The organism is Salinibacterium sp. AL4.1 (assembly GCF_059767305.1).
Window position 1 is genome coordinate 1,646,471 of record NZ_JBSOQK010000001.1, and the last position, 26,120, is coordinate 1,672,590.

27 protein-coding genes are annotated in these 26,120 nt (G+C 61.9%); 9 read left to right on the plus strand and 18 right to left on the minus strand.

Annotated features, from left to right (window positions below):
* Positions 1-19: 19 nt before the first annotated feature.
* From ACWTV3_RS07955 to ACWTV3_RS07965, 3 genes are read right to left on the minus strand one after another with little or no spacing between them, the layout of a single operon-like run.
* Positions 20-931 carry a TerC family protein gene (locus ACWTV3_RS07955; protein WP_498477650.1) on the minus strand — a complete coding sequence of 304 codons (912 nt, stop codon included), beginning with the start codon at positions 929-931 and terminating at the stop codon, positions 20-22.
* Positions 932-982: 51 nt separating this feature from the next.
* Positions 983-1,999, minus strand: a complete 1,017-nt coding sequence (locus ACWTV3_RS07960; protein WP_498477651.1) for a Gfo/Idh/MocA family protein — start codon at positions 1,997-1,999, stop codon at positions 983-985.
* Complete coding sequence (locus tag ACWTV3_RS07965; protein ID WP_498477652.1) at positions 1,996-2,589, minus strand: GNAT family N-acetyltransferase; 594 nt, start codon at positions 2,587-2,589, stop codon at positions 1,996-1,998. The genes ACWTV3_RS07960 and ACWTV3_RS07965 overlap by 4 nt, the downstream gene beginning before the upstream one ends.
* Positions 2,590-2,799: 210 nt before the next feature.
* Here ACWTV3_RS07965 and ACWTV3_RS07970 point away from each other — a divergent pair, with 210 nt between their 5' ends.
* The 7 genes from ACWTV3_RS07970 to ACWTV3_RS08000 all read left to right on the plus strand — a co-directional run bounded on the left by ACWTV3_RS07970 (position 2,800) and on the right by ACWTV3_RS08000 (position 9,777).
* Positions 2,800-3,540, plus strand: coding sequence for a GntR family transcriptional regulator (locus tag ACWTV3_RS07970; RefSeq protein WP_339618595.1), 741 nt, complete (start codon positions 2,800-2,802; stop codon positions 3,538-3,540).
* On the plus strand, positions 3,540-4,463 hold the full coding sequence (locus ACWTV3_RS07975) for an N-acetylglucosamine kinase (RefSeq protein ID WP_498477653.1): 924 nt from the start codon (positions 3,540-3,542) through the stop codon (positions 4,461-4,463). The genes ACWTV3_RS07970 and ACWTV3_RS07975 overlap by 1 nt, the downstream gene beginning before the upstream one ends.
* Entirely contained in the window at positions 4,460-5,218 is a 759-nt protein-coding gene (locus ACWTV3_RS07980) for a sugar isomerase domain-containing protein (RefSeq protein ID WP_498477654.1), read from the plus strand. The genes ACWTV3_RS07975 and ACWTV3_RS07980 overlap by 4 nt, the downstream gene beginning before the upstream one ends.
* Entirely contained in the window at positions 5,215-6,636 is a 1,422-nt protein-coding gene (locus ACWTV3_RS07985) for a protein O-GlcNAcase (RefSeq protein ID WP_498477655.1), read from the plus strand. The genes ACWTV3_RS07980 and ACWTV3_RS07985 overlap by 4 nt, the downstream gene beginning before the upstream one ends.
* A gap of 2 nt (positions 6,637-6,638) precedes the next feature.
* On the plus strand, positions 6,639-7,907 hold the full coding sequence (locus ACWTV3_RS07990) for an ABC transporter substrate-binding protein (RefSeq protein ID WP_498477656.1): 1,269 nt from the start codon (positions 6,639-6,641) through the stop codon (positions 7,905-7,907).
* A gap of 98 nt (positions 7,908-8,005) precedes the next feature.
* Complete coding sequence (locus tag ACWTV3_RS07995; protein ID WP_498477657.1) at positions 8,006-8,887, plus strand: carbohydrate ABC transporter permease; 882 nt, start codon at positions 8,006-8,008, stop codon at positions 8,885-8,887.
* Positions 8,884-9,777 carry a carbohydrate ABC transporter permease gene (locus ACWTV3_RS08000; protein WP_498477659.1) on the plus strand — a complete coding sequence of 298 codons (894 nt, stop codon included), beginning with the start codon at positions 8,884-8,886 and terminating at the stop codon, positions 9,775-9,777. The genes ACWTV3_RS07995 and ACWTV3_RS08000 overlap by 4 nt, the downstream gene beginning before the upstream one ends.
* Positions 9,778-9,848: 71 nt before the next feature.
* Here the strand turns inward: ACWTV3_RS08000 and ACWTV3_RS08005 are convergent, their stop codons facing one another.
* On the minus strand, positions 9,849-11,147 hold the full coding sequence (locus ACWTV3_RS08005; protein ID WP_498477660.1) for an ATP-dependent DNA helicase: 1,299 nt from the start codon (positions 11,145-11,147) through the stop codon (positions 9,849-9,851).
* A gap of 95 nt (positions 11,148-11,242) precedes the next feature.
* Here ACWTV3_RS08005 and ACWTV3_RS08010 point away from each other — a divergent pair, with 95 nt between their 5' ends.
* Entirely contained in the window at positions 11,243-12,289 is a 1,047-nt protein-coding gene (locus ACWTV3_RS08010) for a hypothetical protein (protein ID WP_498477662.1), read from the plus strand.
* Between the two features lie 28 nt (positions 12,290-12,317).
* On the opposite strand, the gene ACWTV3_RS08015 is transcribed toward ACWTV3_RS08010, so the two are convergent.
* From ACWTV3_RS08015 to ACWTV3_RS08055, 9 genes are all read right to left on the minus strand, one after another.
* On the minus strand, positions 12,318-14,279 hold the full coding sequence (locus tag ACWTV3_RS08015) for a bifunctional copper resistance protein CopD/cytochrome c oxidase assembly protein (RefSeq protein ID WP_498477663.1): 1,962 nt from the start codon (positions 14,277-14,279) through the stop codon (positions 12,318-12,320).
* Between the two features lie 121 nt (positions 14,280-14,400).
* Positions 14,401-14,691 (minus strand): HU family DNA-binding protein, encoded by a 291-nt coding sequence (locus ACWTV3_RS08020; RefSeq protein ID WP_498477665.1) that lies wholly within the window; start codon positions 14,689-14,691, stop codon positions 14,401-14,403.
* Positions 14,692-14,762: 71 nt separating this feature from the next.
* Positions 14,763-15,068 (minus strand): 30S ribosomal protein S14, encoded by a 306-nt coding sequence (rpsN, locus tag ACWTV3_RS08025; protein ID WP_100387825.1) that lies wholly within the window; start codon positions 15,066-15,068, stop codon positions 14,763-14,765.
* A 2-nt stretch (positions 15,069-15,070) separates the two neighbouring features.
* Positions 15,071-15,238 (minus strand): 50S ribosomal protein L33, encoded by a 168-nt coding sequence (gene rpmG / locus ACWTV3_RS08030; RefSeq protein WP_009773536.1) that lies wholly within the window; start codon positions 15,236-15,238, stop codon positions 15,071-15,073.
* Positions 15,238-15,474 carry a 50S ribosomal protein L28 gene (gene rpmB / locus ACWTV3_RS08035; protein WP_022885355.1) on the minus strand — a complete coding sequence of 79 codons (237 nt, stop codon included), beginning with the start codon at positions 15,472-15,474 and terminating at the stop codon, positions 15,238-15,240. Before rpmB ends, rpmG begins: the two co-directional genes overlap by 1 nt.
* 160 nt (positions 15,475-15,634) lie before the next feature.
* A complete protein-coding gene (locus ACWTV3_RS08040; protein WP_498477667.1) occupies positions 15,635-16,018 on the minus strand; it encodes a Fur family transcriptional regulator in 384 nt (127 codons plus the stop codon).
* A gap of 10 nt (positions 16,019-16,028) precedes the next feature.
* Complete coding sequence (locus tag ACWTV3_RS08045; RefSeq protein ID WP_498477669.1) at positions 16,029-16,934, minus strand: metal ABC transporter permease; 906 nt, start codon at positions 16,932-16,934, stop codon at positions 16,029-16,031.
* Complete coding sequence (locus ACWTV3_RS08050) at positions 16,931-17,779, minus strand: metal ABC transporter ATP-binding protein (RefSeq protein WP_498477670.1); 849 nt, start codon at positions 17,777-17,779, stop codon at positions 16,931-16,933. Before ACWTV3_RS08050 ends, ACWTV3_RS08045 begins: the two co-directional genes overlap by 4 nt.
* Before the next feature lie 13 nt (positions 17,780-17,792).
* Positions 17,793-18,851 carry a metal ABC transporter solute-binding protein, Zn/Mn family gene (locus ACWTV3_RS08055; protein ID WP_498477671.1) on the minus strand — a complete coding sequence of 353 codons (1,059 nt, stop codon included), beginning with the start codon at positions 18,849-18,851 and terminating at the stop codon, positions 17,793-17,795.
* 153 nt (positions 18,852-19,004) lie between these two features.
* On the opposite strand from ACWTV3_RS08055, the gene ACWTV3_RS08060 reads away from it, so the two are divergent.
* Positions 19,005-20,258 (plus strand): FAD-binding protein, encoded by a 1,254-nt coding sequence (locus ACWTV3_RS08060; RefSeq protein ID WP_498477672.1) that lies wholly within the window; start codon positions 19,005-19,007, stop codon positions 20,256-20,258.
* Between the two features lie 4 nt (positions 20,259-20,262).
* On the opposite strand, the gene ACWTV3_RS08065 is transcribed toward ACWTV3_RS08060, so the two are convergent.
* The 5 genes from ACWTV3_RS08065 to ACWTV3_RS08085 all read right to left on the minus strand — a co-directional run bounded on the left by ACWTV3_RS08065 (position 20,263) and on the right by ACWTV3_RS08085 (position 26,069).
* Entirely contained in the window at positions 20,263-21,399 is a 1,137-nt protein-coding gene (locus tag ACWTV3_RS08065) for an AI-2E family transporter (protein WP_498477674.1), read from the minus strand.
* A gap of 70 nt (positions 21,400-21,469) precedes the next feature.
* Positions 21,470-22,867 (minus strand): dihydrolipoamide acetyltransferase family protein, encoded by a 1,398-nt coding sequence (locus ACWTV3_RS08070; protein WP_498477675.1) that lies wholly within the window; start codon positions 22,865-22,867, stop codon positions 21,470-21,472.
* Between the two features lie 14 nt (positions 22,868-22,881).
* Positions 22,882-23,859 (minus strand): alpha-ketoacid dehydrogenase subunit beta, encoded by a 978-nt coding sequence (locus ACWTV3_RS08075; protein WP_498477676.1) that lies wholly within the window; start codon positions 23,857-23,859, stop codon positions 22,882-22,884.
* A complete protein-coding gene (pdhA, locus tag ACWTV3_RS08080) occupies positions 23,859-24,974 on the minus strand; it encodes a pyruvate dehydrogenase (acetyl-transferring) E1 component subunit alpha (RefSeq protein WP_498477678.1) in 1,116 nt (371 codons plus the stop codon). The genes ACWTV3_RS08075 and pdhA overlap by 1 nt, the downstream gene beginning before the upstream one ends.
* A gap of 24 nt (positions 24,975-24,998) precedes the next feature.
* On the minus strand, positions 24,999-26,069 hold the full coding sequence (locus ACWTV3_RS08085) for a histidinol-phosphate transaminase (RefSeq protein ID WP_498477680.1): 1,071 nt from the start codon (positions 26,067-26,069) through the stop codon (positions 24,999-25,001).
* Positions 26,070-26,120: the final 51 nt, after the last annotated feature.

Below are 26,120 nucleotides of genomic sequence, written 5' to 3' on the forward strand. Positions count from 1 at the left end.
CGGCCCGCCTTGGGCAGCGCTACCCGAGCCCCGCGCGCTCTTCGCGAACGCCGTCAGCGTCGGAGCCCGCAGACCCCTCAACAGGCTTCTTCGACAGCCCCACCGATCCGGCGCTTGAACGACCCATGAGCGCAGTGTGCACCGCGACCAATTCGTCAACATCGGCGTACCGTGGGCGCAATCCCACAGGGCGCTGACGACGCTCCTCGCGCTTCGCTCGCCGGGCCGCAACGATCAGGTTGAGAGCTTCGACCAGAATCGCGAACGCCATCGGCGCGTAGATGAGGGCCTTGTCGATGTAGACCCCGAATCCCTCGGCGATCAGGAAGACTCCGATGAGGAGCAAGAACGACAGAGCCAGCATCTTCACTGTCGGATGCTTGTTGACGAAGGTAAAGATAAAGCGCGCCGCGAAGAGCATGATGCCGAACGACAGCACCACCACGGTGATGATAACGACGAGGTTCTCTGTCATGCCGACGGCCGTGATGACGGAATCGAGAGAAAAGACGAGGTCGAGCACCAGAATCTGTGCGATAACCGACCCAAAAGTGGCCGCTTTCTTGCCACTGCTAGAGCTGTGCTCTTCGTCGCCTTCAAGCTTGTGGTGTATTTCGGTGACGGCCTTGTAGACGAGGAAGAGACCACCCGCAATGAGGATGAGGTCTTTCCACGAGAACCCCAGCTCGCCGACGACGAAAATTTCGTCCTTCAACGTGATGATCCAGCCCGCAAACAGAACGAGAATGATTCGCATGAGCATCGCGAGAGTGAGGCCGAGGTTGCGAGCCTTCGCCTGCTGATCCTTCGGAAGTTTCGACGCGAGGATCGAAATGAAGATGACGTTGTCGACGCCGAGCACAATTTCGAGAACGAAGAGTGTGAGAAAGACCGCGATGAGGTCAGGCGTGAAGGCGAAGGAGAATTCCATTCGATAATTCTCCATCACCGGGCCGCAATTGGGCGAGTGCTCCGGGAAAAGTTAGCCCGCAGCTTCGACTTGCCCGCGCAGGCCGTCAAGCGTGCGCAACACCGTGAGCGACGTATCGAGCGGATGCTCGGGCGCTTCCGTTCGCCCCGCTGCAACGTGCGCCGCAATCGCGGTCGTCTGAAAAGCGAGCCCTTCACGACCGCGCAACCCCGTACCGTCAGTGAACTCGGTGCGTTCCTCGTCGCGCACAAAAGCGAAACCATTCGGCGCGTAGAACGGAGTGCGCACCTCAACGCGAGCGCGCGAGCCGCTAATGCGGGCCTCCGTGGGGGTGTCGGCGAGCATCGTCGTGTGCAACACGGCCTGGGCACCGGTGGCGTGGTCGAGAATCATGGCCGCCTGCGCATCGACACCGCTCGCGAGCATCCGCCCCGTTGTCACGGCTGCGCTGGGAGCACCGAGGACGAACTGCGAGAACCACACGGGGTAGATGCCGATGTCGCGCAGCGAGCCACCGCCCATCGCGGGGTCGAAGACGGGTTGACCGGATGGTTCCCCAAAGTTTGCGCCGAAATCTGCCGTGACCATGGCCACGTCTCCGAGCTCGCCCTGGGCCAAGAGTTGCTCGATGATCGTGGTTTGCGGCAAGAAGCGGGTCCACATGGCTTCCATGGCAAAGACGCCCGCAGCTCGCGCGGCATCCACGATGACGTGGGCGTCAGCGGCGTCGATGCCGAGGGGCTTCTCGATCAAGACATGCTTACCAGCGGCGATTGCGAGCAGCGCCAGCGGTTGGTGGAAGACGTTGGGCGCAGCGATGTAAACGATGTCGACGTCAGGGTCGGCAACGAGCTGCTCGTAGCTGCCGTAGCTGCGCTCGATGCCGTGCTTCTGAGCGAACTCTGCCGCGCGATCGGCCGAGCGCGACGCCACAGCAACGACCCGCTGGTCGGTGTTGGCGTGCATCGCCGCCACCCAGTCAGTGGCGATGCCGCCGGGCGCGAGCACACCCCAGCGCAGCGTGGGGCCGCCGCGGAGTGGCGTAGCGGTGGAGTGAGGCAGAATCACGAGAGTTCCATTCCCAGGTAGATCGAGTCGGTTCCGCGCGCCAGCTCGACGAAGCCGAGGTGGCGGTAGAACGAGATCGCATTGTGGTTGTCTTCGCCAACATCGAGGTGAACACCGCGTGCTCCACGAGCGAGCAACGCGGTAAAGAGTGTCTCCATCATCGCTCGCCCCGCGCCCGTACCTTGCACGCGCGGCAGTAGGTCGATGTGGAGGTGGGCGGGATGATTCTCGACCGCCGCAGCTGGTGCTGTCACTGGCGCGTGGAGGTGAGAAATTAGCTCGTCGTCGAGCGAACTTCCGGAAGTCGCCGGGTATTGCTCGCGCAGCAGCGGCCACCACTCCCGCTCTTGCCACTGTTCAAAATCGCGGGTATCGGCGGCGCCGAGAACATAACCGGCAACTCCGAGTTCGTCAGCGATGACGAACGCGAGATCGGGGGCACCCACGAGATACGGGCCCACGTAAATGTGGCCCAGGAGGTCAGGATTCGCGAAGAGAGCGCTCCCATCGGCCCCGGCATCCGCGGTCTGAAGACACACGCGATAGGTGCCGGGAAGATCGTAAAGTCCCGCGGGCCGAATGTTGCTCATGGGTTCACCATATCGGTCGCGTCAACTGGTCTACATTGTGGCTTGCTGACTGAATCGATAGTGGTCTAGATGGTGCATCGCTAGCCCTGCACTTATCGGGAATCCAAGCCGCAATACCGGGAATGTTTCGGTTAGATTACGGCACAATGTACCCCGGAATGGTCTACTTCACCCTTTACCCGGGGTGCGAAAATGGGCTTCAATGTGAGGGTGACAATTGTAGAAGAGTCCACCCGGCACACCCTTCGTGCGCGCTTGCGAGAACTCGTAGCGTCGACAGAGGTGGGCAAGAGCCTGCCCAGCGAACGCGACTTGAGTGCCCGCTGGGGTGTCGCCCGCATGACGATCCGCCGCGCAGTTGACGCGCTCGTCGCCGAGGGTCTGGTTGAACGCCGCCACGGTTCTGGCACCTACGTCACCCCGCAACCCTTCGTGCGACTGCTCGGGCTCACCTCTTTTTCGCAAGATATGCGCGATCGCGGCCTCGAGCCCAGCGCACGCTTGCTCGCCTACCGCGTCGCTCCCGCCGATGCCGCAATGGCCACCCAACTTCAGATCGCGCCCGGCGACCCCGTAGTCAGCTTCACACGCTTGCGCCTCGGCAGCGGCGAAGCCATGGCCGTCGAAACCGTCTGGATTCCTCAGGCACTCGTTCCCGGAATCAACGGCAGCGACCTCGGTGGTTCCCTGTACGAGCTACTGAGCAGCCGCTACCGCGTCTCCCCTGGCGCCGCGAACGTCTCGATCGAGCCGGTTTTGCCCGACGAGCGAGTGCGCGAGCTGCTCACCATTAGCGAGAACCAGGCCTGCTTGCGCATCCGGATGGTCGATTCCGACGCGCGCGGAAACATCATCATGATCGCCAATTGCTTCTACCGCGGCGACAAGTACCAGCTCACCGCTCAGGTTTCGGGCGGCGCCTTCTCTCCAGATCCGGCTCGGAACAGCTAATGCTTCGCGTGCTCGCTGTCGACGGCGGCCAATCTGGCATCCGGCTTAGGAGCAGTGCACAGCCCGGAACCGTAGAAGTGGATGGCGTCAGCCGTCTCGAAGGCGACACCATGCGCTCCGTTGCTGGTGCCGTCGCCACCGCGTGGAACCACGGCAAATTTGCCCCCGTGGATCGCGTGATCATGGGGCTGACGACTGTTCCCGCCGATGCCGCCTCCTTCTCCCGCCTGGCCGAACTGGTGTCGGCCACCACGGGCGCCAGCGAGGTGTGGATAGCCAACGACACTGCCACCTCTCACGCCGGCGCTCTTTCTGCCGAGGCGGGCGTCTCGCTCAACACCGGAACCGGCGTGGCTTGCCTTGCGGTCCGCGAGAACGGCGAGACGCGCACCGTTGATGGGGATGGCTACCTTTTAGGCGATTCTGGCGGCGGGTTCTGGCTCGGCAGCCGGGGAATCTCAGCCGTGCTCCGCGCCCTCGATGGCCGCGGCGAGACGACCTCTCTCACCACCCGCGCTGCCGAACAGTTTGAGGGCCTCAACGATTTGGCGGCCCGACTTCACAGCGCTCACCGCCCGGTCAATCGTATTTCTCAGTTCGCACGCTCCGTTCTCGCCGCAGCAAGCGACGGAGACGCTGTCGCCAACTCCATCGTCGAGCACGCCGCGCGCGAGCTCTTTCTCACCGCACGAGTTGCCGTGGCTTGGGTGGCAGCGGATGCTCCGCTCGCGCTCGGCGGCAAGCTGCTCGGCCCCAACACCCTGCTTTTCGCTCGCCTAGTCGAGCACCTCGCCTCCGAAGGCATGTCGTTCCGGCCCGCCGATGGTTCGGCTCTGGAAGGCGCCCTGCTGATCGGCACGGGCGACACCGACAACCTTTATCGCAGCCTCATCCACGTGTGGAAAGAAGGAAACCCCGCATGATGTCCTCGACCCCGACCACACTCGACGCGCACTCACCCGCCGTGCGTTACTTGGGACTGGCAACCGAACTCGTTGATCGACTGCGCACCAACGAAGGTGCCAACATTCTCGCCGCCGCCCGCATCATCGCCGATGCCCTGGTCGCGCAGCGCACCATTCACATCTTTGGCACTGGCCACTCCCATATGTTGGCGGAAGAGTTGTACTACCGCGCTGGCGGCCTCGTGAACGTGAAGCCTCTGCTGTTCGAAGGGCTGATGCTGCACACGAGTGCACTCCTCAGCACCTCCCTCGAACGTCTTCCCGGCCTCGCCGAGGCGCTGTTGCGCGATCACCCCATCGCCCCCGATGACGTACTGATCGTGGCATCCAATTCCGGCAGCAACGCCGTGACCTCAGAGCTCGTGCAGCTGGCAATGGCAAACGGCACCCCCGTAATTGCGATCACGAGCCTCACCCACGCCACCTCCCCCGAGGCCCGCCCCACCGTGCTGCCGCGACTCCATGAACTCGCGACCGTCGTGATCGACAACGGTGGCGCCGTCGGCGATGCGGCCGTGGACATCGCTGGCCTCGGCAGCCGGGTGTCTGCGACCTCTACTGTGGTGGGAGCAGCAATCCTCAACGCCGTGATGGCCGAAGCCATTCAGCTTTCGGTGGATGCCGGAGTGATCCCCGACATCTACGAAAGCAGCAATACCTCGAGCGGCGATGTCAGCAACCACCGATTCATTGGCCGGATAACGACACCATGACCACTCACTCCCGGGTCAGCGCCACGCCCTCTCCTTTCGCCGTCCGCGGCGTCATCGAGGGGTTCTACGGCGCGCCCTGGAGCCATGAGCAGCGGCTCGACCTGATCGATTTTCTCGGCGAGCGCGGTATGAACACCTTCGTGTACTCCCCCAAAGACGACCCGCTCGTACGGCACGATTGGCGTACTCCCTACGAGGGTGCCGAACTCGCCCGCATGGACGAACTCATCGCGCGCTGCGCCACGCACGACATGACGTTCATGTACTGCCTCTCCCCCGGGCTCACGATGAAGTACTCCAGTGACGACGACATCGCGATGCTGCTCGCCAAGTTCGACTCCGTGCGCGAATTGGGCGTCACCAGCTTCGGACTGTTGCTGGATGACATCCCGGCCCGGCTGCAGCATCCAGCCGACCGAGCCACCTTCCCCGATCTCGTTACGGCTCACCAGTCAGTCATTGGCCGCGTGTTTGCCCAGTTCGACTCGAGTACTCAGCTCACCGTGTGCCCCACGCAGTATTGGGGTTACGGCGACGAGGAATACATCAGCCAGCTCGGGCTCGGCATTGACCCGCGCATCGACCTCTTCTGGACAGGCCGCGCCATTTGCTCAGCCACGCTCGATCTCGCCGATGCCGCTGTTTTTGCCCGCGCCACTGGTCGCCCCGCTACCTACTGGGATAACTATCCCGTGAACGATGTCGCGATGGGCCATGAGCTGCACATCGGGCCTTATCGCGGCCGTGACCCACAGTTGCACCGCTTCTCGACCGGCATCATCGCGAACGGCATGGAGCTCTTCGAGTCCTCCAAAATTCCCTTCGCTACGATCGCCGACTACCTGCGCGACCCCGCGGGCTACGACCCCGAGGCCAGCTGGAAGCAAGCGATTCTGGATGTCGTTGGTTCCGAAAACGCCGAAGACTTCAGCATGTTCGCCGACACGGTTCGTTCCTCGTGCCTCTCGGCTGACGACGCTCCCGCGCTGGGCGAAGCCCTCGAGCGCTTCACTTTTGAGTCGGAGTTCGGCGATTCCGCCGCCGCGGCATCCGAGTTGCTCACGATTGCAGACTCGATGGTGCGCAGCGCCGATCGGCTGCTCGATGGCCCGGTTACCAACCAGAAGCTCATTGACGAAGTTCGCCCGTGGCTCGAGTCGTTCCGTGTGGGCGCCCACGCGCTCGTGGAAGTCGCGCAGCTCGCCGCTGCAGGCCGGCTCACCACCGATGGCCCGTCGCGGCTTCGCCCTTTCCTCGCTGCGCTGCGCGCCGCTCGCCGCCGAGTTTTTGGCGATCTGCTCGATATGACTTTGGCGGAGCTCGTTTCCGCCGGGGGTTCACCACCCGAATCACCTGCTCCACCCGCACGACCCCGCACTGCATCACCCGACACTGCATCACCTACAGCAAAGGAATGATCATGCCCGTCACGAGAAAGAAGACTCTCGCTGCTGTCGCTGCTCTCAGCGCCTCAGCCCTGATCCTCACCGGTTGTTCAGCCGGTGACGGAGGTTCCGACGACAACGTACTTCGCATCGCGATGGGCTCCCCCGGTGAAGCTCAGATCCGGGTGTGGGACGACGTCGCCGCCCAGTACGAGGCGGCGAATCCCGACGTCACCGTCGAGATGAACTACCAAGACGACGATCTGTACCAAACGATCGGACTTCCCAACCTGCTCAACGGGCGCAACGCTCCGGACATCTACTTCGAGTGGGCGGGCGCTCGGCTCGAACAGCGTGCGGCCGACGGCTTCGCTGCTGATCTCACCGATGCGGTGACATCCGGGCCTCTTGCGGGGCTCTTCGACGACGAGGTCTTCACCTCACTCACCGTCGATGGTTCCGTCGTTATGGTGCCTCACTCCGCTGACGTCACCAACGTGCTCTGGTTCAACGAAGACATCTTTGCGGATGCCGGACTCACGCCTCCCACCACCTGGGACGAGCTTCTCGACACCTGCGACGCTCTCAACGCTGAGGGAATCATCCCGATCGCCTCAGGCAACAAGGATCTGTGGGCGGCGGGCAACTGGCTCGCCCACCTCACTTCCCGTGTTGTGGGCGAAGAGGCGTACAGCGCTTCGCTCGCTGGCGAGGCCGACTTCAACACCCCGGAGTGGGTTGAAGCCTTTGGTTATGTCGAAGAGCTCGCCGACCACAACTGCGTCAACGAGAGCGTGAATGCGGTTGATGACAATGAAGGCGCGCAACTGTTTTTCCAGGGCAAGGCTGCCATGCACGCCATTGGTTCGTGGCTCGTGAGCTGGGCGATCGACGAGGCGCCCGACCTGAACTTCGACTACGTCAACCTTCCCGCCATGCCCGGCGAAGGAAACCAGGAGAGCGTGATCGGCGTTGTCACCGGCTACGTCGTCAACGCTCAGAGCACGAAGCAGGATGAAGCAGCAGAATTCCTCGCACTGCTCAACAGCGACGAGAACGTTCAGCAATTCATCGGAGCAGAACTTACCCCGATGACGCTTTCCGCGGCATCCGGCGAAGACATCGACTCACGCACCGCGTCCCTCACGGCGCTTCTCGAGACCGCACCGGCAATCGTGCTTCCGCCCGACAACGGCTACGACCTTGAAACAGCGAACGCCCTCTATGCGGCTCTCGCTGAAGTGCTCGGTGGTCAGTCTTCCCCCGCGGATGCCGTAGCCGGCATTGATCAGAAGCTGGGCTAACCGTTCGCGCTAGTTCGTCAGTGCGCTAGCGCGGCACACCGCTGGTCGTCCGTCACCCGAAGGCGGACGACCAGTTCTTTCTTTCGAAGGGAACACCGATGAAGCCGAACCGTACGGCCACCCCGTATCTGTTCTTGGTGCCCGCCATGGCGGTCTTCGGCTTCGCTGTGCTCTTTCCCGTGATCATGACCTTCGCCTATAGCTTCACGGAGTGGAACGGCTACGGCACCATGGTGTTTGTCGGCATCGACAACTACATCAAGGCCGCAAACGACGTCTTATTTCGCGACTCCTTCGTGCACGTGCTCATTTACATCGCCATCACGATCGTGTTGGAGGTAGTGGTGGGCCTCGTTCTTGCCGGTCTCGTGAGCGTGCACCGGCGCGGCTCGCTCTGGTTCCGCGTGGCAATCTTCACCCCGGTCATGTTGCCGATGGTGGTCGTCGCCGTGTTGTGGGCCTTCGTCTACAACAACGACTTCGGTCTTCTCAACGCAGCGCTGCAGTCCCTCGGCCTCGACAGCCTGCAACGTGTCTGGCTCGGTGATCCGGCGACGGCACTCCTCGCTGTCAGCGTGGTCTCCGGCTGGGTATATGCCGGTTTCTACATGACTATCTTTTACGCGGCCTTCAATCAGGTGCCTACCGAGGTTGTCGAGGCGGCTCGGCTCGATGGAGCGAACGAATGGCAGCTCTTTCGCCGCATCAAGGTACCCATGATTCGCAATGCGATCACCGTCGCACTACTGCTCTGCATCACCGGCGGCTTCCAAGGCTTTGATCTCTTCTACGTGATGACCAACGGCGGGCCTTACGGCGCCACCGAGATCCCCACGACCTACCTTGTGAAGTCAGTATTCACTTTTCAGAATGTTGGCTACGGCTCCGCCATGGCTGTCGTGCTCACCGCTGTTGTTGTGGCGCTGGGCCTAGTCTTCACGCGAGTCAATCGTGAGAAGCCAGAGGACGTGCGCTCATGAGCCTGACCAAACGTAAAGCGCCATCCTCGCAGCGGGGCTCAGGCAGCAAGCATCATGCGGGGCGCAAGGCTCCCCTGCGCATTCCCGACGTGCTGTTCACGGGCGCTCTCGCGGTCATCGCCGTGGTCTTCTTCTTCCCCATGCTCTGGATGGTGTTTTCCAGCTTCAAGTCGAACTCCGCGATCTTTGCGTCCCCCTTCTCCCTGCCGACCGAGATCGACTTCGGGCGCTGGGTCGAGGCCTTCGAGATCGGCCACATCGGCCAGTACGCTCTCAACAGCATCATCGTCACGGGCGCTTCGGTTCTAGGCATCCTGCTATTCGGGGCCGCCGCTGCCTTCGCGTTCAGCCGTTACCGCTTCCGGGGTCGTAACCTACTGATGGGGTTACTTGCACTGGGTCTCCTGCTGCCCTTGCAGTCGTACTTCATCGCTCAGTCAACGATGTTCACCCAGCTCGCCATCACCGATACGCGCTGGGCGCTCATCATTCCTTACACCGCTATGGGGCTACCGCTGGCGGTCTACCTGCTCAAGGTCTACTTGGATGCCGTGCCCAACGAACTCTTCGAAGCCGCGCGCATCGACGGAGCGAGTGACTTGCGCGTTTTCGCTTCAATCGCGCTCCCGCTACTGCGCCCCGGCCTGGCGACAGTGGCGATCTTTTCGGCGCTCTCGAGCTGGAATGAGTTTTTGCTCGCTCTGCTCTACATTCAGGATGACGCGCTCAAGACAATTCCGACCGGCTTGCTTGCATTCTCCAGCCGGTATGTAACCGACTACGGACTGCTGTTCTCGGCGCTTTCAATCGTCACACTGCCGATGATCGTGATCTATATCGTCTTCAACAAGCAGATCGTGGAAGGCATCACGGCCGGCAGCGTGAAGTAGCGACAGCGTTCGGTAGCGGCAGTCGCAACGGGGGAGTGCGATCACACCATGGGGGAGCGCTTGCTCCGCGTCTACGCCTGAATGGCGGGAATCGGCTTTGAGCGCGACATGAAGCGCACCACGTTCTCGTCCACGATGATGTCGCTCGGGCGCAGCGGGCGCGTGAGGTAGAGCCCCTCAAGGCGGCTGATCCGGCTGAGTGCCACGTAGGTCTGACCGGGGGCGAACGAGCGCGGTCCCAGATCCACGATCGCACTGTCGTAGGTTTTGCCTTGCGACTTGTGGATGGTGACGGCCCACGCTAGGCGCAGCGGAAACTGCGTGAACTCGGCCACGACATCCTTGCGCAGCGCTTTAGTGCGCGCTGAGTAGGAGTACTTGAACTTCTCCCAGACGGCGGGCTTCACTTCGTAGTCGCGCCCGTCGATCTCGACCCAGACGGTGTCAGCAATCTTGACGACGGTGCCGACGCTGCCATTGACCCAGCGCTGGGTGCCGCCCTCTTGAGTGTCGTTGCGCAAGAACATCACTTGCGCGCCCACCTTGAGTTCAAGAGCTTCATCAGCCGGGTAGGCGCGCCCGCCGAATTCTCCCGAAATTTCGGCCTTCGCCGTGAGCACTCGACCGGGCAGCCGTGCGAGTGCCGAAGCATTGATGCGCGTCACGGTGCTGTTCGTGGTCGCGAGTGTGATGGTGCCGTCGTTGGGCGCGGGGCGAGCACCCACCGCATTGAGGCGGCCCGCGATCTCAGCGGTGACGCCGTTGTGACGAACGGCATTGAGCATGTATTTGAACTCATCCTCGTGCTGGCGATGGATGCTCGTGAGTTCGTAAATCGTCAGGTCGGTCTCTTGCCACACGAGGGCATCGAAGAACCAGATGGAGCGGTAGCGGTCTTCGAAGTACGCCCGCTCATCCGGATCTCCCGGAACCGGAGCAAGCTGGTACGGGTCGCCAAACAGCACGACCTGCACGCCACCAAATGGTTCCTTCTTGCGTTGCCGTGCCTGACGCAGGCTGCGGTCAATTGCATCGAGGAGATCGGCGTTAACCATGGATACCTCGTCGATAACGAGGGTCTCAATAGTGTTGAGCAGCTTGCGAAGCTGATCGTTCTGCTCGAGTTCGTGGTCAGCAATAACGCCGATCGGCAGCCGAAACAGCGAATGGATGGTTTGCCCACCCACGTTGAGAGCGGCGACACCGGTGGGCGCACAGATCACGATCTGCTTCGACGTGTTGTGCGCCAGATGATTGAGCAGCGTCGATTTACCCGTACCAGCTCGGCCCGTAACAAAGAGGTTCTCGCGCGTCGTCTCGATCGCAGCGAAGACGGCTGCTTGCTCAGGCGAGAGGGTTATTTCGGACACCCAATCACCCTAATGCTGCCAGTGGCCCCGACTGCGCCTGCGCGCCACATTCTGTGTGCAGCGTATCTCTCACCTCAGCGGTTTAGGATGTGTGAATGCGTCGCGAGCTTGTCACCTGGTCTATCGTGCTCGGGCTGATCGCTGCCGCCTTCGTTACGACTGTTCTGATCGTGAATTCCACGCTCTTCAGCGCTGACGGTTTTGTGCGCAGCTATCTCGGCGCCCTCGCCCGTCATGACATGGAATCGGCACTGCAGATTGCCGACATCCAGCTAGAAGACGATCCTGGGGCCGCCTCCGACGACGGCTCGGGCGCAACCCCGATCGACACCACCGGTGCGGGCTCAATGCTGCTGGCCGGATCCCACGACTTGCTGCGCCCGTCAGCGCTCAGCACGATTGAAAACATCGAGCTCGCCAATCGCACGGTCAACGAGAACGGCACCGAGACGGTCACCTTCGTCTATGACCTCGACGGCATCACCACCAGCTCCGCTTTCACGGTGGAACGCAACGGCACCACCTTTGGGGTCTTCGCCGACTGGAAGTTCGTCAGTACTCCGCTGACCATCGTGCGCCTCACCGTTGCCAACGCCCAGAGCTTCACCGCCAATGGCGCCGAATTTGTGGCTCCGGCGCAAGACGCTCCCACGCCCTACGTCGTTCTCACCCCCAGCAGCTTCGAGATCAGTCACACTTCGACGTTCCTGACTGCAGAGCCCATCCGGGTCTCCGCCGTCACCCCCGGCGATACCGTGCGTGCCAGCCTCGAGGTTGTTGCCAACGACGCCATGGTCGCGCAGGTTCAGAGCGAAGTGAACGACTACCTCGACGAGTGCGCCACTCAGGTGGTTCTCTTGCCCACCGGATGCCCGTTCGGCCAGCCCATGGCCAACCGCATCGTCACGACTCCCGAGTGGAGCATGGCAACCTACCCCGAGGTAACGCTCCTTCCCGGTGGTTCTGCCGGAAGCTGGCTCATGCCCGCTACGGATGCCGCGGCGCATCTCAAGGTCGATGTCCGTTCCATTTTCGATGGCTCGGTCTCCACCTTCGATAAAGACGTCGACTTCACCGCGAGCTACCTCGTGACGTTTATGCCGGAGGATGAGTTGCTCATCACCGCGCAGTACCCCAACTAGCGAACATCCGCCCGCGAGGGGAGCGCTTCTAGCGCTTAGCGAGCATCTCGTTGTAGGCGTCGAGTTCGGCATCTCCGTCGCGCTCGGCCTTGCGGTCGTAACGCACCGAGGCACGGCCGTCGCTGCGGCGCCACATAATGGCAACCGCAATCGCGAGAGCAATCGTGGGAATTTCTCCCACGCTCCAGGCGATCCCGCCTCCGATGCGCTGGTCCTCGAGCGCACTCACGCCGGTGTCCCAGCCCATCGCGCCGTACCAATCGGCGAGCAGCAGCCCAGAGCCGGTCATGAGAGCTAGGCCGAAGAACGCGTGGAAGGCCATCGTGCCCAACAAGAGCAACAAGCGAATCGGGTACGACGTGCGGTGCGGTGTCGGGTCGACGCCGATGAGGGCCTGCACTAACAGGTAGCCCGAGGCGAGGAAGTGGATGATCATCCACTCGTGCCCCACATGGTCGGTTGTCGCCCAGCGGAACAGCGGTGTGTAGTAGAACACCCACAGCGAGACCACGAAGATGCCGGCAGCGATGAGCGGATGCCCGATTACCGCTAGATACCGCGAGTGCACGATCAGCAGAATCCACTCGCGCGCTCCGCGGCTGCCATCGGTGCGCTTGGCGATCGCGCGCATCGCGAGCGTGACAGGAGCCCCCGGAACCAGCAGCACAGGAATCATCATGCCGAGCGTCATGTGCCCGAGCATGTGCATCGAGAAAAGGTAGCCCTCGTACACGTTTACGCCACCGTTGGTGATGTAGAACAGCAGCAGCATTCCGAGCACCCAGAACACGGTGCGGTGCACGGGCCAGCGGTCGCCACGCTTGTGCAAGCGCCAGACGCCCGCGAGGTAGAAGAAGATCGCGAAGGCACAGATGAGTACCCAGATGAGGTCGAAGCTCCACAGCGTGAAGAGGTTGCCGGCGGTGACGGGCGGCGGCAATGGCGAGCCCGTGAGATAGGCAGCGGGGGAGGAGTCGGGCAAATCAGCGGCCACAACCTCGGGAACGGGCGTGGGCGTCGCAGCCAACGCGGCAGCAGCGCCCGACGCGAGGCCCATGAAACCGAGCTCGGCGGTAACAATCCACCAGAACCATCCGCGTTCCTTGCGAGGGCTGGCTTCGAGCCGGCCGATCGCATAATTGCGGTACACCGCCCCGAAGAGGCCCATCACGATCAAGGCAAAGACCTTGACGAGCACGAGGATGCCGTACGGCGACAGCAGGTTCGTCAGGTTTTCGACACGAATTTCTGCACTCACATAGCCGGAGGCGGCCACCACGATAAAACTCACCAGCGCGATGCTGGAATAGCGGCGCAGCACCGTCGCGAGACGCTCTTTGCCGAGGGCGGAGCGGGCGATTGCGATCGCGAGAAGCCCGCCAAGCCAGAGAGCAGCGAATACGAGGTGTAGATAGATGGCGCTCGTGGCGGCGTCGTGGTCTTCGGTTCCGCCGCTGTGACCTTGGAGTGCCATGGGGATGAGACCGGCAACCGCGAGCACGAGAACGAACACGAGCGCGCTCATATTGCGCACCGCGAAGCACAGAACGGTCACAGCAGCCGCTATGAGCACCGTGGCGAGCCAGGCCTGACCGAGTTCGGTGACCGTAAGAAAGCTGGCGAGAACGTCACCGAAGGCGCTAGAGAGGTCGATCGGCTGGTTGCGCACGGCCAGAAAGGTGAAAAAGCCCGTAAAGGCAGAGGCCACAGCCCATACGGCGGCGCCAGCGGCAGCAAAGTCGAGAGTGAGGGTGAATTCGTCGCGCTTGGGGCTCATCGCAAAGATCGCGATCATGAGCGCGCCGATCGTGGCAGAGAGACCGAGGTTCACGAACAGTTTGGAGATGGGCAAACCCCACCGCACGACGGCGCCGGGGTCGAGGAGGATCGGAGCTTCTGCTCCGCCACCGAAGCGCAGGCCCGTCACGACCACAACAAAGGCAATGACGATCAGCAGCGCGGGACCGGCTATCCGGCTGATTCGTAACACTCCTCAAGAGTACTCGCGGTTATCCGGGAGTGTGCCCAGCGACCGCGACGACGTCGTTCCCCGACCGGGAATGCAAAAAGGGCGACATCCCGAAGGATGCCGCCCTTTTCAAAGTTGCTGCTTAGCCCTTGGCTGCTGCCTTGAGCTTGCTGCCTGCGCTGAGCTTGACGCCGTTGCTGGCCGCGATCTGAATGGCTTCGCCCGTTTGCGGGTTACGGCCGGTGCGAGCCGCGCGAGACGTCTGCTCTGCAGCCATCCAACCCGGGATCGAAACCTTAACTCCCTTGCTGACCGATTCAGACAGCACGGCGAAGAAAGCGTCAACGACGCCGGATACGGCAGCCTGGCTCTGGCCAGACTGTGCGGCAACCGCCGCTACGAATTCAGTACGGTTTAGCGACTTGTCAGCCATAGTGGTCCTCCTCGGGACGTTGTGCAGTTAGTTGTTCCAAAACGTTAGAAAACGTCGGAACCGCTTGGAATCTACCAGCTTGACTTGGTAATTCCGGGCAACTCGCCCCGGTGAGCCATTTCACGGAAGCGAACACGGGAAACACCAAACTGGTTGAGGAATCCACGGGGACGTCCATCGATGGCGTCGCGACCGCGTACGCGGATCGGCGAAGCATCGCGGGGGAGCTTCTGAAGTCCGAGGCGTGCAGCCTCGCGCGACTCGTCAGTTCCGTTGGGATCGACGAGAGCCTTCTTCAGCTCGAGACGACGCTCAGCGTAACGCGCAACGATAACTTTGCGCTGTTCGTTCTTTGCAATCTTGCTCTTCTTAGCCATGTTTAGCGCTCCTCGCGGAATTCAACGTGCTTGCGAACCACCGGGTCGTACTTCTTGAGTACGAGGCGGTCGGGGTTGTTGCGACGGTTCTTGCGCGTCACATAGGTGTAGCCCGTTCCAGCAGTTGAACGGAGCTTGATGATCGGACGTACGTCCTGTGCCTTTGCCATTAGATTTTCTCCCCACGTGCAAGGAGGTCCTTGACAACGGATTCGATGCCACGAGCGTCAATTACCTTGATGCCCTTTGCGGACAACTGAAGAGTTACGTTGCGGCGAAGCGACGGTACGTAGTACGTCTTCTTCTGGATGTTCGGGTCGAAACGGCGCTTGGTGCGACGGTGCGAGTGCGAGATGTTGTGTCCGAAGCCGGGAATGGCGCCGGTCACTTGGCAGGTTGCTGCCATGGTGATACTCCTGTTCTAGTTACCGTAAGGACTAAGCCTTACCCAAGATCACTTGTCGGCACACACACTGCATTCTTCTCGAGCCGCATTTTCACGCGGTTTCAATCAGGGTGGGATGTGTCTGCGAGAGCGGAAGATACCGCTCGATCAACGGTATATGTTACGTGCTAGAGCACGCTCGGCACAAGCCGAAGACGTCAACAATGTGGTGCGGCTGCGTGAAACCGTGTTCAGCCGCGACATTCTTGGCCCACTCTTCGACGGCATCCGCCTTGATTTCAACGGTTGTTCCGCAGTTGCGGCAGATCAAATGGTGATGATGCGAGTCGGGCGTGCAGGCACGAAACAGGCTTTCGCCGTCTTGCTGCAGCGAATCGGCATCGCCGGCTCCGGCGAGGTCAGCCAGGGCGCGATAGACCGTCGCCAGACCGATCGCGCTGCCCGCGTCGCGCAGCGCGGTGTGCAGCGCTTGGGCGCTCACGAAGCCCTCTGACTGGGTCAGAGCATCCCGCACCGCTTCTCGCTGCCACGTATTGCGCTTCATGGTGGCCATTCTAACTTCGGCCACCTGAACTTGTCATGGCTAGGGGTGCAGCAACGCGCGACGCCCGGCGCCCCCCACTAGCCCGGCGCGAGCCAATGACGCGACAAACGAGGTAGATCAGAAAGGAAATCGTCGTAATGTACGGGCTGATCGGCAATGAACCACCGATAGCCAAGAGCACACCGCCCGTTGCCGAGACAAACCCAAAGATCATGCTGAGCACAGGAACCAGGCGCGGCGATGACGACACTCGCATCGCGGCCGCTGCCGGCGTCACGAGCAGTGCCATCACTAGCAAAGCGCCGATGATCTGTACGGCAACCGCGACCATCAGGCCCAGCAGCACCATGAAGCCCAGCGCTAGTGCCCTCGAGGGCACCCCGCGGGCCGCTGCCACCTCGGGATCGAGACTGTCGAATGTCAGCGGACGCCACACGACAAACAACGCTGCTAAGACGACCACGCTGATCACGATCAGCAGGCCAAGTTGCTCGCTGTCCACAGAAATAATCTGCCCAGTGAGGAGACCGAACTTGTTGCCGCTGCGTCCGGTATAGAGCGCCAAGAAGAGGATTCCGAGCCCCATCCCGAATGGCATAAGCACCCCAATGATCGAGTTTCGATCGCGGGCCTTTGCCCCGAGCATCCCGATCAGAAGTGCAGCCACGAGTGAGCCAAGCAATGACCCCGCCACCACGTTGACGCCGAAGAGCAATGCTGCCGCCGCCCCCGCGAAGGAGAGTTCACTGATGCCGTGCACTGCGAACGCCATGTCGCGCTGCATTACAAAGACACCGATGAGACCACCGGCGATGCCAAGCACCGCTGCAGCAACGAGCGAGAATCGCACGAGGTCGAGCAGTTTGCCATAGTCGCTGAAGTTCACGACCTGGCCCAAGAATTCGTCGAACGTCATGCGATCTCCTCCTCATGGTGGTGATCACCGAGGGGGGTTCCGGCCACAATAACGCGACCGCCGACGCGAACGACCTCGACGGGAGTGCCGTACAGCTCACTCAACACGTCACTGCGCAAGACTTCTTCCGGCGTACCGATCGTGAATTTTCCGCCGGCTAAGTACAGAACGCGGTCGACCATACTCAGGATGGGGTTCACATCGTGGGTCACAAAAAGCACGGCAGTATCGTGCTCTCGACGACGCCGGTCGATTAGCTCAGAAACACCACGCTGATGTTGCAGGTCAAGACTCAACAGTGGTTCGTCGCAGAGCAACAACACCGGATCTGCAGCCAAGGATTGAGCCACTCGCAAACGCTGCTGTTCACCACCGGAGAGCGAACCGAGAGGTTGGCTGGCATAGTCGGTAGCGCCTACGTCAGCGATGAGCTCATCGACACGACCCTTCACCGCACGGGGGAGTGTTGGAACTCCAAAGCGATGGCCATTCACGCCGAGCGTCACTAAGTCGCGGCCACGCAACGGTGTGCCGGGTGCCGCCAGCTTTTGCTGCGGAATGTAGCCGATGCAACGATCGCCGCGACGAACAGGATGCCCCGCAACGGAAATCGTGCCGGCATCAAGCTTTTGCTGGCCCAGGATCGTCTTAAGCAGACTGGATTTGCCCGAGCCATTGGCGCCGAGCACTGCGATGAACTCTCCCGGAGCTACATCCACATTCAGCCCTGACCAGAGCGTGCGCGCGCCAAAGCTGAGCACCCCATCACGGATGCTCAGCACGGGAACTGCCGCGGGCGCCGAAGCGTCCGCGGCAGTTCCGGGTAAAGAGGGCGAAGCGCTCACCGGGTTGTCGCCATTACGGGACAAGAACCACCGCGAGTGCATCCAAGTTCGATGACATCCACTCGATGTAGTCTGCACCCTCGGGCAGCGTCTCGGTGAATGACACTACGGGAAGTCCAGCCTCTTCGGCAGCTTCACGAACGCGTTCCGTCTCCGGGCTCGCGGTCTGCTCGTTGTAGGCCAAGACCGCCACGTGATCAGATTCGACCAACTCGAGCACTTCGAGGAGCGCTGCCGGCGGAACGTCCGCGCCTTCCTCGATCGCCTCGGTGAAGTCGGAGGACGTGTCGTCGTGAAGGCCCACTGCCTCAAGCAAGTAGACCGCAACAGGCTCTGTCACAGCAGCACCCTGACCCTCAGCCGTTTCCGCGATCGAGTCAGCTTGCTCTTCAAGGCCTTCGAGGTCAGAGAGGAACGATTCGAGGTTTGTCTCAAATGCGTCGCTGTTCTCGGGGCTTAGCTCCGCGAGTTCCTCGGCAATGTGCTCCGCAACGTGCTCGATTGCGTGGAAGCTGTACCAAATGTGTTCGTTGAAGCCCTCGATGTGATCGTGGTCGTCATGCTCTTCTTCGTCGGCATGCTCGTCTTCGTCAGCATGCTCTTCTTCGTCAGCATGATCGTCTTCATCGGCGTGCTCTTCTTCGTCAGCATGATCGTGATCGTCTTCGTCCTCCTCAAGCAACCCAGATGCTTCCACCGCGTTGATCAAGTGGGCTTCGGAACCGGCAGCTTCGTACAGCGCTTCAGCGAAGGGGTCGTATCCGCCACCGTTGAGGACCACAAGGTCAGCTTCGGAGACAGCGAGCTGGTCCTGAGCCGACGCTTCGTAGCTGTGGGGATCTTGAGCCGGGTTATCGATCAAGCTCGTGACGGTAACGGCGTCGCCACCGATCGTGGCAGCGATGTCACCGTAAACGATCGTGGACGCGACGACGGAAACCGTGCCGTCGTCTTCGGCGGGCTCAGTGGTCGAGCATCCGGCGAGGGTAAGCGCGGAGACCGCAAGCACGGCCCCAGCGGTCAGCGCGCGCGAGCGCGGAGTTGCAGAAAAGGCGGAGGTGAAGCGAGACAAGGGAGTGTCCTTCGAAAGCTGTAGATGATAGCGGTAATGAGATTCGTTATCAACAGAATACACCCGCACGATGGTGACGGCGAATCAGCCGACATCCATGCCCGCTGGCTACGCTCAAGGAGCACTGTGATGGGCACAGAAAGAGGGCGCGCGATGTCACCGAAGACCACCAACTGGGCGGGCAACCTCACCTACGGTGCCGAAACGATCCTGCAGCCGACTACAGCGGCTGAAGTGCAAGAACTTGTTGCCCGCTGGCCGCGCGTGCGAGCGCTCGGCACCCGGCACTCCTTCACCGACATTGCGGATACGCCCGGAGCGCTCGTCAGCCTGGCTGGGCTCGAATCTGGCATCCGCATCGATACGGCATCGATGACCGTCAGTGTCACCGGGGGCACCAGCTTCGGCATCCTGATCGATGAATTGCAACGCCACGGGTTCGCCCTCCACAACACGGGGTCGCTGCCGCACATCTCGGTCGCCGGCGCGACCGCAACGGGCACCCATGGCTCCGGAGACGGCAACGGCATCCTCTCCACGGCAATCGCTGAAGTCGAAGTCGTCACTGCCGACGGCACGCTCGTGAAGGTCGATCGCTCCAGTGATGACCTGCCAGCGCTGGCTGTGGGCCTCGGTGCATTTGGCATCATCACGCGCGTGAGCCTCGACATCCAACCCAGTTATGTCGTTCGTCAAGATGTGTACCGCTTTGCCCCCTGGGAGACCGTGCTGGCTCAACTGGATGAGGTGATGGCGAGCGCCTACAGCGTGAGCCTCCTTGCTGACTTCGCGAGCCCGACCGTGGCGCAGATCTGGCTCAAGACGCGCCTCGATGACGGCGCTGAGCCACCCGTGGCATCCGCTCTGTTCGGTGGTTCTTGGTATGACGACGCTGACGAACTCACTCCCGAGAACGTGAACCAGCGCGCAAGCGTGCCCGGCCCGTGGTCAGAACGGATGCCGCACTTTAGCCTCGACGGCCAACCCTCTAACGGCGGCGACGAGTTGCAAAGCGAGTACTACGTAGCGCGGGAGCACGGCGTTGAGGCGCTGGAGGTACTGCGAACCCTGGGCGCCCAGATCTCGCCCCACCTGCTGATCTCCGAGATTCGCACTGCCACCGCCGACTCGCTGTGGATGAGCCCCGCCTACCAGCGCGACGTTCTCTGCATTGGCTTCACGTGGGCGAAGCACCCGGCCGAGGTCGCAGCGCTACTGCCGGTCATCGAAGAGGCTCTGGCGCCCCTCGCGCCGCGGCAGCACTGGGGCAAGCTATTTCACTACGGCGCCGACGTCATCCGTGAACGCTTCCCGCGAAGCACCGATTTCGTCGCACTTCAGCGAGAGTACGACCCGCACGGCAAGTTCTGGAATCCATTTCTCGAACGAACCCTCGGGCCGCGCTAGCGCGCTACTTCGTCTTTTTCGCGGCCGCCGGATCGACATCGGGCCGGTGGCCCTTTTCGTTCCACGTCTTGAGAATCGCCCAACCGACCGCAGCGATCGGCACGGCCAGTACGGCGCCCACAATGCCGCCTAGGATCGTTCCGGCGGTCAACGCCACCAAGATCACCAGCGGGTGGATGCTCAGGGACTGTGCCATCACGACGGGCTGCAAGAAGTTGCCCTCGAGCTGATTGACCAACACAACGATGCCCAGCACGATGAGCGCCACGACCCAGCCGTTCGTCACGAGCGCGACAACGGCGGCCAGGATGCCGGCGACGGTCGCACCGACGAGCGGGATGAACGCACCCAAGAAGACGATTACCGAGAGGGGCAACGCGAGCGGCACCTGCAAGATCGCGAGACCGATGCCGATACCGAGGGCGTCGACGGCAGCCACCGTTGCGGTTCCTCGTACATAGCCACCGAGAGTGCGAACGGCCGTGTGACCGATGCGGTGCCCTCGTGCGAGGCGTTCGCCTGACATCGGACGAAGGAAGAACTCCCAAATGCGGTCGCCATCCTTGAGGAAGAAGAACAGGATGACCAAGCCGAGCAAGATTCCGGTGACAACCTGAGCCGCTGCCGACACTCCCTGAATAGCGCCGAGGCCGAAGGTCGCGCTCGTGACAAAGTCGATTACCGCGTTCCAGGCATCGTCAAGGGCGGTCTGATCAATGGGGAAGGGGCCATCGAGTGCGAAGTTCTTGAGCTGTTCGAAGCCTTCAACAGCCGAGTCAGATAGCTCGGACCACTGGTCTTCTACCGCGAACACCACGGCAGTGACTAGGCCACCGAACAGCGCGATTCCGCCGAGCAGCGCGATCCAGGTCGACAGCGCTCGGCCCACACCGCGGCGGCGCATCCACACCACGATCGGGCTCGCGGCCGCAGCGAAGATCAGCGCGATCAGTACCGGAATGACGACGAGCTTGAGCTGCGTGAGAGCAAAAACGATCACCGAAACAAGCGTGAGCAGCAAGAGGACTTGCAGTGCCCGAATGGACCAGGCGCCGAGGCGGTCTGTCCACAACTCTTGGATTCCGGGGCGCGCGGAATCGGATGCCGACACTTCGGTCGAAGGCTTCTTTCTGAAGATCATGCGGCTACATTACCTACCGCTTCACCTGTTGTGGTGAAGCTGAGGCTCGTTGTTGCCTAACGCTCAGCTATTAGTCGAGCAGCAGCGCAGGTTCTTCAAGAACACTCGCGAGGTCGGCGACGAAGCGGCTAGCGACATCCCCATCGACGATGCGGTGGTCGAAGCTTGCGCTCACGGTCGTCACGTAGCGGGCGCGTACTTCGCCATCGACAACCCACGGCTTCTGCTTGATCGAACCAAGCGCCACGATTGCAGCCTCTCCGGGGTTGATGATCGGCGTACCCGTATCCATGCCGTACGAACCGATGTTGGTGATCGTGATCGTGCCGTTCGACATCTCGGCGGGCTGCGTCTTGCCATCGCGCGCGGTGAGCGTGAGCTGTTCAAGGGCCTTGGCGAGGTCGATGAGGCTCAAGTCTTGAGCGTCCTTGATGTTTGGCACGATGAGACCGCGCGGGGTTGCCGCGGCGATACCAAGGTTCACGTAGTGGTGAACGATGATCTCTTTGTCCGTCCAGCTGGAGTTCACGGTGGGGTTGCGGCGCACGGCCCAGTTCACGGCCTTGGCCATGATCAGCAGTGGGCTCACGCGCACGCCAGCGAAATCGGGGGAGTTCTTGAGACGCTTCACGAACTCCATGGTTCGCGTGGCATCCACGTCGGTAAAGACGCTCACGTGCGGCGCGGTGAAAGCACTGTGCACCATGGCCTTAGCGATGGCCTTGCGCACACCCTTCACGGGAATGCGCTCTTCGCGCTCGTCGCCCCACGCGGGAGTTTCGATGTTGCGGAAGACGCTCGCCTGCGACGCATGACGAATCACATCTTCGCGCGTGGTCTCGCCAGCGAGACCGGTGGCAGCAACCTCCGCGAGTTCAACCCCGAGGTCCTTGGCCAGCTTGCGAATCGGCGGCTTGGCAATGATCGGGCTCGCGAACGACGCGGGCACGGATGCCGGGCGCGGCTTCGACGCGCTGGTGGCCGTCGCGGTGGCGTCGGCCTTGGCCGGTTGCCCGCCCTTGCGGCGACGCGAGCTCACGTGGCCGCCAGTGCCGTAGCCCACGAGCACGGCTCCGGGCTTGTCATCTTCGTTAGCAATAGTGGATGCCGTGTCAGCGACAGCAGCGGCAGCGTCATCCGCTGCACTGCTCTCAGTACCGACGTCGGACATCATGCCGTGGCTTTCGTCTTCACCCGAGCCGGGTGCGGTCAGCTCAACCGAGCCCCCGACGGACTTCACGCTGATGATCGGGGTGCCGACCTCGACGGTCGCGCCTTCCTCGACCAGAAGCTTCTGCACGGTGCCGGCAAACGGCGAGGGCAGCTCGACGAGCGACTTCGCGGTCTCGATCTCGACGAGCACTTGGTTGACGGTGATCTCGTCACCGGGCGCAACCTTCCAGGAGACGATCTCGGCTTCAGTCAGACCCTCGCCCACATCGGGGAGAGGAAATTCAGATACGGCCACGGGGGCCTCCTTCGTCAGTAGGCCAATGCCCGGTCAACAGCATCCAAGATGCGGTCAACACTGGGCAAGTACACGGATTCCAGCTTGGCGGGAGGGAACGGGAGGTCGTAGCCACTCACCCGCAGCACGGGGGCTTCGAGTGAGTAGAACGCGCGCTCGGTTACCGTGGCGGCAACCTCTGAGCCCACGCTGACATTCCCGGGTGCCTCTTGAACAACAACGACGCGGCCCGTTTTTTGGGCGGATGCCACAATCGGGTCGTAGTCGATGGGAGAGAGCGATCGAAGGTCAACAACCTCGACGCTCGTGCCTTCTTCAGCAGCGAGTTCTGCCGCCTGCAGCAGGGTGGAGACGATAGCGCCGTGACCTACGAGCGTCACTTCGGTGCCCTCGCGAACCACCCGGCTGGCGTGAGTGGCAATGCCGCTCGACTCGCGATCGACCTCACCCTTCTGCCAGTAGCGCGACTTGGGCTCGAAGAACATGACGGGGTCATTGCTGGCAATGGCTTCTTGAATGAGCCAGTAAGCATCGTGCGGAGTGGCCGGGCTCAGCAGGCGCAGCCCCGCAGTGTGCGCAAAGTACGCCTCCGGGCTTTCCTGGTGATGCTCAACCGCGCCGATGTGACCGCCGTAGGGAACACGAATCACGACGGGCATTTGCAGCGTGCCCTCGTGGCGAGCAGTCAGCTTGGCCAGTTGAGACGTGATCTGGTCGAAGCCGGGAAAAATGAAACCGTCGAACTGAATCTCGCACACGGGGCGGAATCCGCCCATCGCCAGCCCGATCGCGGTACCCACGATGCCGGACTCAGCCAGCGGAGTATCAAGAACGCGCTTGTCGCCGAATTCGGACTGCAGCCCCTCGGTGACACGGAAGACGCCGCCGAGCGGACCAATGTCTTCGCCCATCAGGAGCACGCGGTCGTTAGCGCCCATGGCGGCACGCAGACCCTCGTTGAGAGCCTTCGCCATTGTCATGGTTTCAGTCATTAGTTGCCCTCCTCAAACGATGCCTCGAAGTCGGCGAGCGCTTGGCGCTGCGCATCCATCACGGGGTGAGGGTCGGAATAGACGTGGTCAAAGAGCGTGGAGGTTGCCGGAACTGGCAGCTCAAGAATGCGCTTGCGGATGTCGGCGGCGAGGTCGTCGCCTTCCGTTGCGAGTTCGTCAAAGAAACTTTGGCTCGCGCCGCGGGCCCGCAAATACGTTTCGAAGCGAGTGATGGGGTCACGTTGCGCCCAGAACTCGAGCTCGCTGTTGTCGCGGTACTTCGAGGGGTCGTCGCTCGTGGTGTGGGCACCCATGCGGTAGGTGAGGGCCTCAATGAAGCGGGGTCCCTCGCCGGAGCGGGCGGCATCCAAGTTGGCCTGGGTTACGGCGAAGCTCGCAAGAACGTCGTTGCCGTCGATTTGAACGCTCGGGATGCCGAAGCCTTCGCCGCGCAGGTAGAGCGGGGTGCGCGACTGGCGCGACACGGGAACCGAGATTGCCCAGTGGTTGTTCTGCAAGAAGAAGACTTGCGGGGTTTGGTAGCTGGCGGCGAAGACCATTGCTTCGCTCACATCACCCTGGCTCGTGGAGCCGTCGCCGAAGTAGACCATGACGGCGGCGTCCTTCTCGGGGTCACCTGTTCCGCTGCGGCCGTCGAGGTTCATTCCCATCGCGTAGCCCGTGGCGTGCAGAGTCTGCGAGCCAATGACGAGCGTGTAGAGGTGGAAGTTGTCGTGCTCTTTCGGGTCCCAGCCACCGTGGCTGAGGCCGCGGAACATCGAGAGGATCGTGATCGGATCAACGCCGCGCATGAGCGCGATGACGTGCTCCCGGTAGGAGGGAAAGAGGTGATCTTGCGGCTTCGCGGCCAGAGCCGAACCCACTTGAGCAGCCTCTTGGCCGTGACTCGGCACCCAGAGGGCAAGTTGACCTTGACGCTGCAGGTTGGCGGCCTCGATATCGAAGCGGCGCATCACCACCATGTGGCGGTGAAACTCCTGAAGAGCGTCGTCACTGAGCTTGTCTACATACGGGAGGTACTGTTCGCTGGCATCGCTGTGAACGAGCGTGCCCTCGGGAGACAGCAGCTGAACCGTCGCGGCGGTATAAGACATTCGACTAATCTAACGCGGCTAGGGTCAGTTCGTTTTCCGTGAAGCGACAACCTCTTGGGCTGCCCTTAGGAGTTTCTCCACAGATTCGGCTTCGCCAACGCTGATTCGCAGGCCTTCGCCGAGGGCTCGAACGACGATGCCGTGGCTGCGGAAAACCTCGGCAGCCCAGTCGGTTACTGCCCCAGTGGGCAACCACACGAAGTTGCCGCTGGGCGTCGGCACCGCCCAGCCCTGCCCGCGAAGCCCCGCCACGATCTGCTCGCGCACCTCGTTAATCTGGCTCACTCGCTCCAACAATTCATCTTCATGTTCGAGGGATGCGATGGCAGCTTTCTGAGCAAGCTCCGTAACCGAGAGCGGAATCGCTACCGCTCGCGCCGCATCCATCACGTATTCGGGGCCAATGGCGTACCCAATACGCAGGCCAGCGAGGCCGTAAGCCTTAGAGAAGGTGCGCAGCAATACGAGGTTGGGGTACTGGCCCACAAGGGTTTCTCCCCGCACGGCCTCGGGGTCTGCCACGAACTCGCGGTAGGCCTCGTCGAGAACGACAAGCACGTTCTCGGGAACGGTGGCCATGAAATCACGGAATTCGGCATCCGTCACGACGGTGCTGGTGGGGTTGTTGGGGCTACAGACGATCACCACACGAGTGGATGTCGTAATTGCAGCGCTCATGGCAGCAAGGTCGTGCCGGTGATCGGCCTGATTCGCGACCTGCACGCTCCTGGCTCCGGCGGAGGACACCAGCAGCGGGTAAGCCTCGAAACTGCGCCAGGCATAAATGACTTCGTCACCGGGGGCGGCGGCGGCGCTGACGAGTTGGGCGAGCACGGCAACGGAACCGGCTCCTACTTGAACGCTGTCGGCGGTGACGCCGAAGCGTTCTGCCAGTTGCGTGCGCAATTCGAGGGCGGAGGCGTCGGGGTAGCGGTTGATCGAGTGCGTCGATAATTGCGCCAGCACTGAGGGCAATGGCTCGTAGGGGTTTTCGTTGGAGGACAGCTTGAAGGCATCCGCTGCGGCGGGCGCCCCCTGACGGTAGGGCACGATGGCGGCAATTTCGGGGCGGAGCTGTACTCGTTTGCTGGTCACGTCACCAGCCTAGAGGCGAGTAACCATTGCGGCTTCCTAATTTTGGGGTGC

Excerpts from the sequence above, each read along its gene's own strand:
- ACWTV3_RS07955 (WP_498477650.1), bottom strand. The coding sequence starts at position 931 with ATGGAATTCTCCTTCGCCTTCACGCCTGACCTCATCGCGGTCTTTCTC.
- ACWTV3_RS07965 (WP_498477652.1), bottom strand. The coding sequence starts at position 2,589 with ATGAGCAACATTCGGCCCGCGGGACTTTACGATCTTCCCGGCACCTAT.
- ACWTV3_RS07975 (WP_498477653.1), top strand. The coding sequence starts at position 3,540 with ATGCTTCGCGTGCTCGCTGTCGACGGCGGCCAATCTGGCATCCGGCTT.
- ACWTV3_RS07980 (WP_498477654.1), top strand. The coding sequence starts at position 4,460 with ATGATGTCCTCGACCCCGACCACACTCGACGCGCACTCACCCGCCGTG.
- ACWTV3_RS07985 (WP_498477655.1), top strand. The coding sequence starts at position 5,215 with ATGACCACTCACTCCCGGGTCAGCGCCACGCCCTCTCCTTTCGCCGTC.
- ACWTV3_RS07990 (WP_498477656.1), top strand. The coding sequence starts at position 6,639 with ATGCCCGTCACGAGAAAGAAGACTCTCGCTGCTGTCGCTGCTCTCAGC.
- ACWTV3_RS07995 (WP_498477657.1), top strand. The coding sequence starts at position 8,006 with ATGAAGCCGAACCGTACGGCCACCCCGTATCTGTTCTTGGTGCCCGCC.
- ACWTV3_RS08000 (WP_498477659.1), top strand. The coding sequence starts at position 8,884 with ATGAGCCTGACCAAACGTAAAGCGCCATCCTCGCAGCGGGGCTCAGGC.
- ACWTV3_RS08010 (WP_498477662.1), top strand. The coding sequence starts at position 11,243 with ATGCGTCGCGAGCTTGTCACCTGGTCTATCGTGCTCGGGCTGATCGCT.
- ACWTV3_RS08020 (WP_498477665.1), bottom strand. The coding sequence starts at position 14,691 with ATGGCTGACAAGTCGCTAAACCGTACTGAATTCGTAGCGGCGGTTGCC.
- rpsN (WP_100387825.1), bottom strand. The coding sequence starts at position 15,068 with ATGGCTAAGAAGAGCAAGATTGCAAAGAACGAACAGCGCAAAGTTATC.
- rpmG (WP_009773536.1), bottom strand. The coding sequence starts at position 15,238 with ATGGCAAAGGCACAGGACGTACGTCCGATCATCAAGCTCCGTTCAACT.
- rpmB (WP_022885355.1), bottom strand. The coding sequence starts at position 15,474 with ATGGCAGCAACCTGCCAAGTGACCGGCGCCATTCCCGGCTTCGGACAC.
- ACWTV3_RS08040 (WP_498477667.1), bottom strand. The coding sequence starts at position 16,018 with ATGAAGCGCAATACGTGGCAGCGAGAAGCGGTGCGGGATGCTCTGACC.
- ACWTV3_RS08045 (WP_498477669.1), bottom strand. The coding sequence starts at position 16,934 with ATGACGTTCGACGAATTCTTGGGCCAGGTCGTGAACTTCAGCGACTAT.
- ACWTV3_RS08060 (WP_498477672.1), top strand. The coding sequence starts at position 19,005 with ATGTCACCGAAGACCACCAACTGGGCGGGCAACCTCACCTACGGTGCC.
- ACWTV3_RS08065 (WP_498477674.1), bottom strand. The coding sequence starts at position 21,399 with ATGATCTTCAGAAAGAAGCCTTCGACCGAAGTGTCGGCATCCGATTCC.
- ACWTV3_RS08075 (WP_498477676.1), bottom strand. The coding sequence starts at position 23,859 with ATGACTGAAACCATGACAATGGCGAAGGCTCTCAACGAGGGTCTGCGT.
- pdhA (WP_498477678.1), bottom strand. The coding sequence starts at position 24,974 with ATGTCTTATACCGCCGCGACGGTTCAGCTGCTGTCTCCCGAGGGCACG.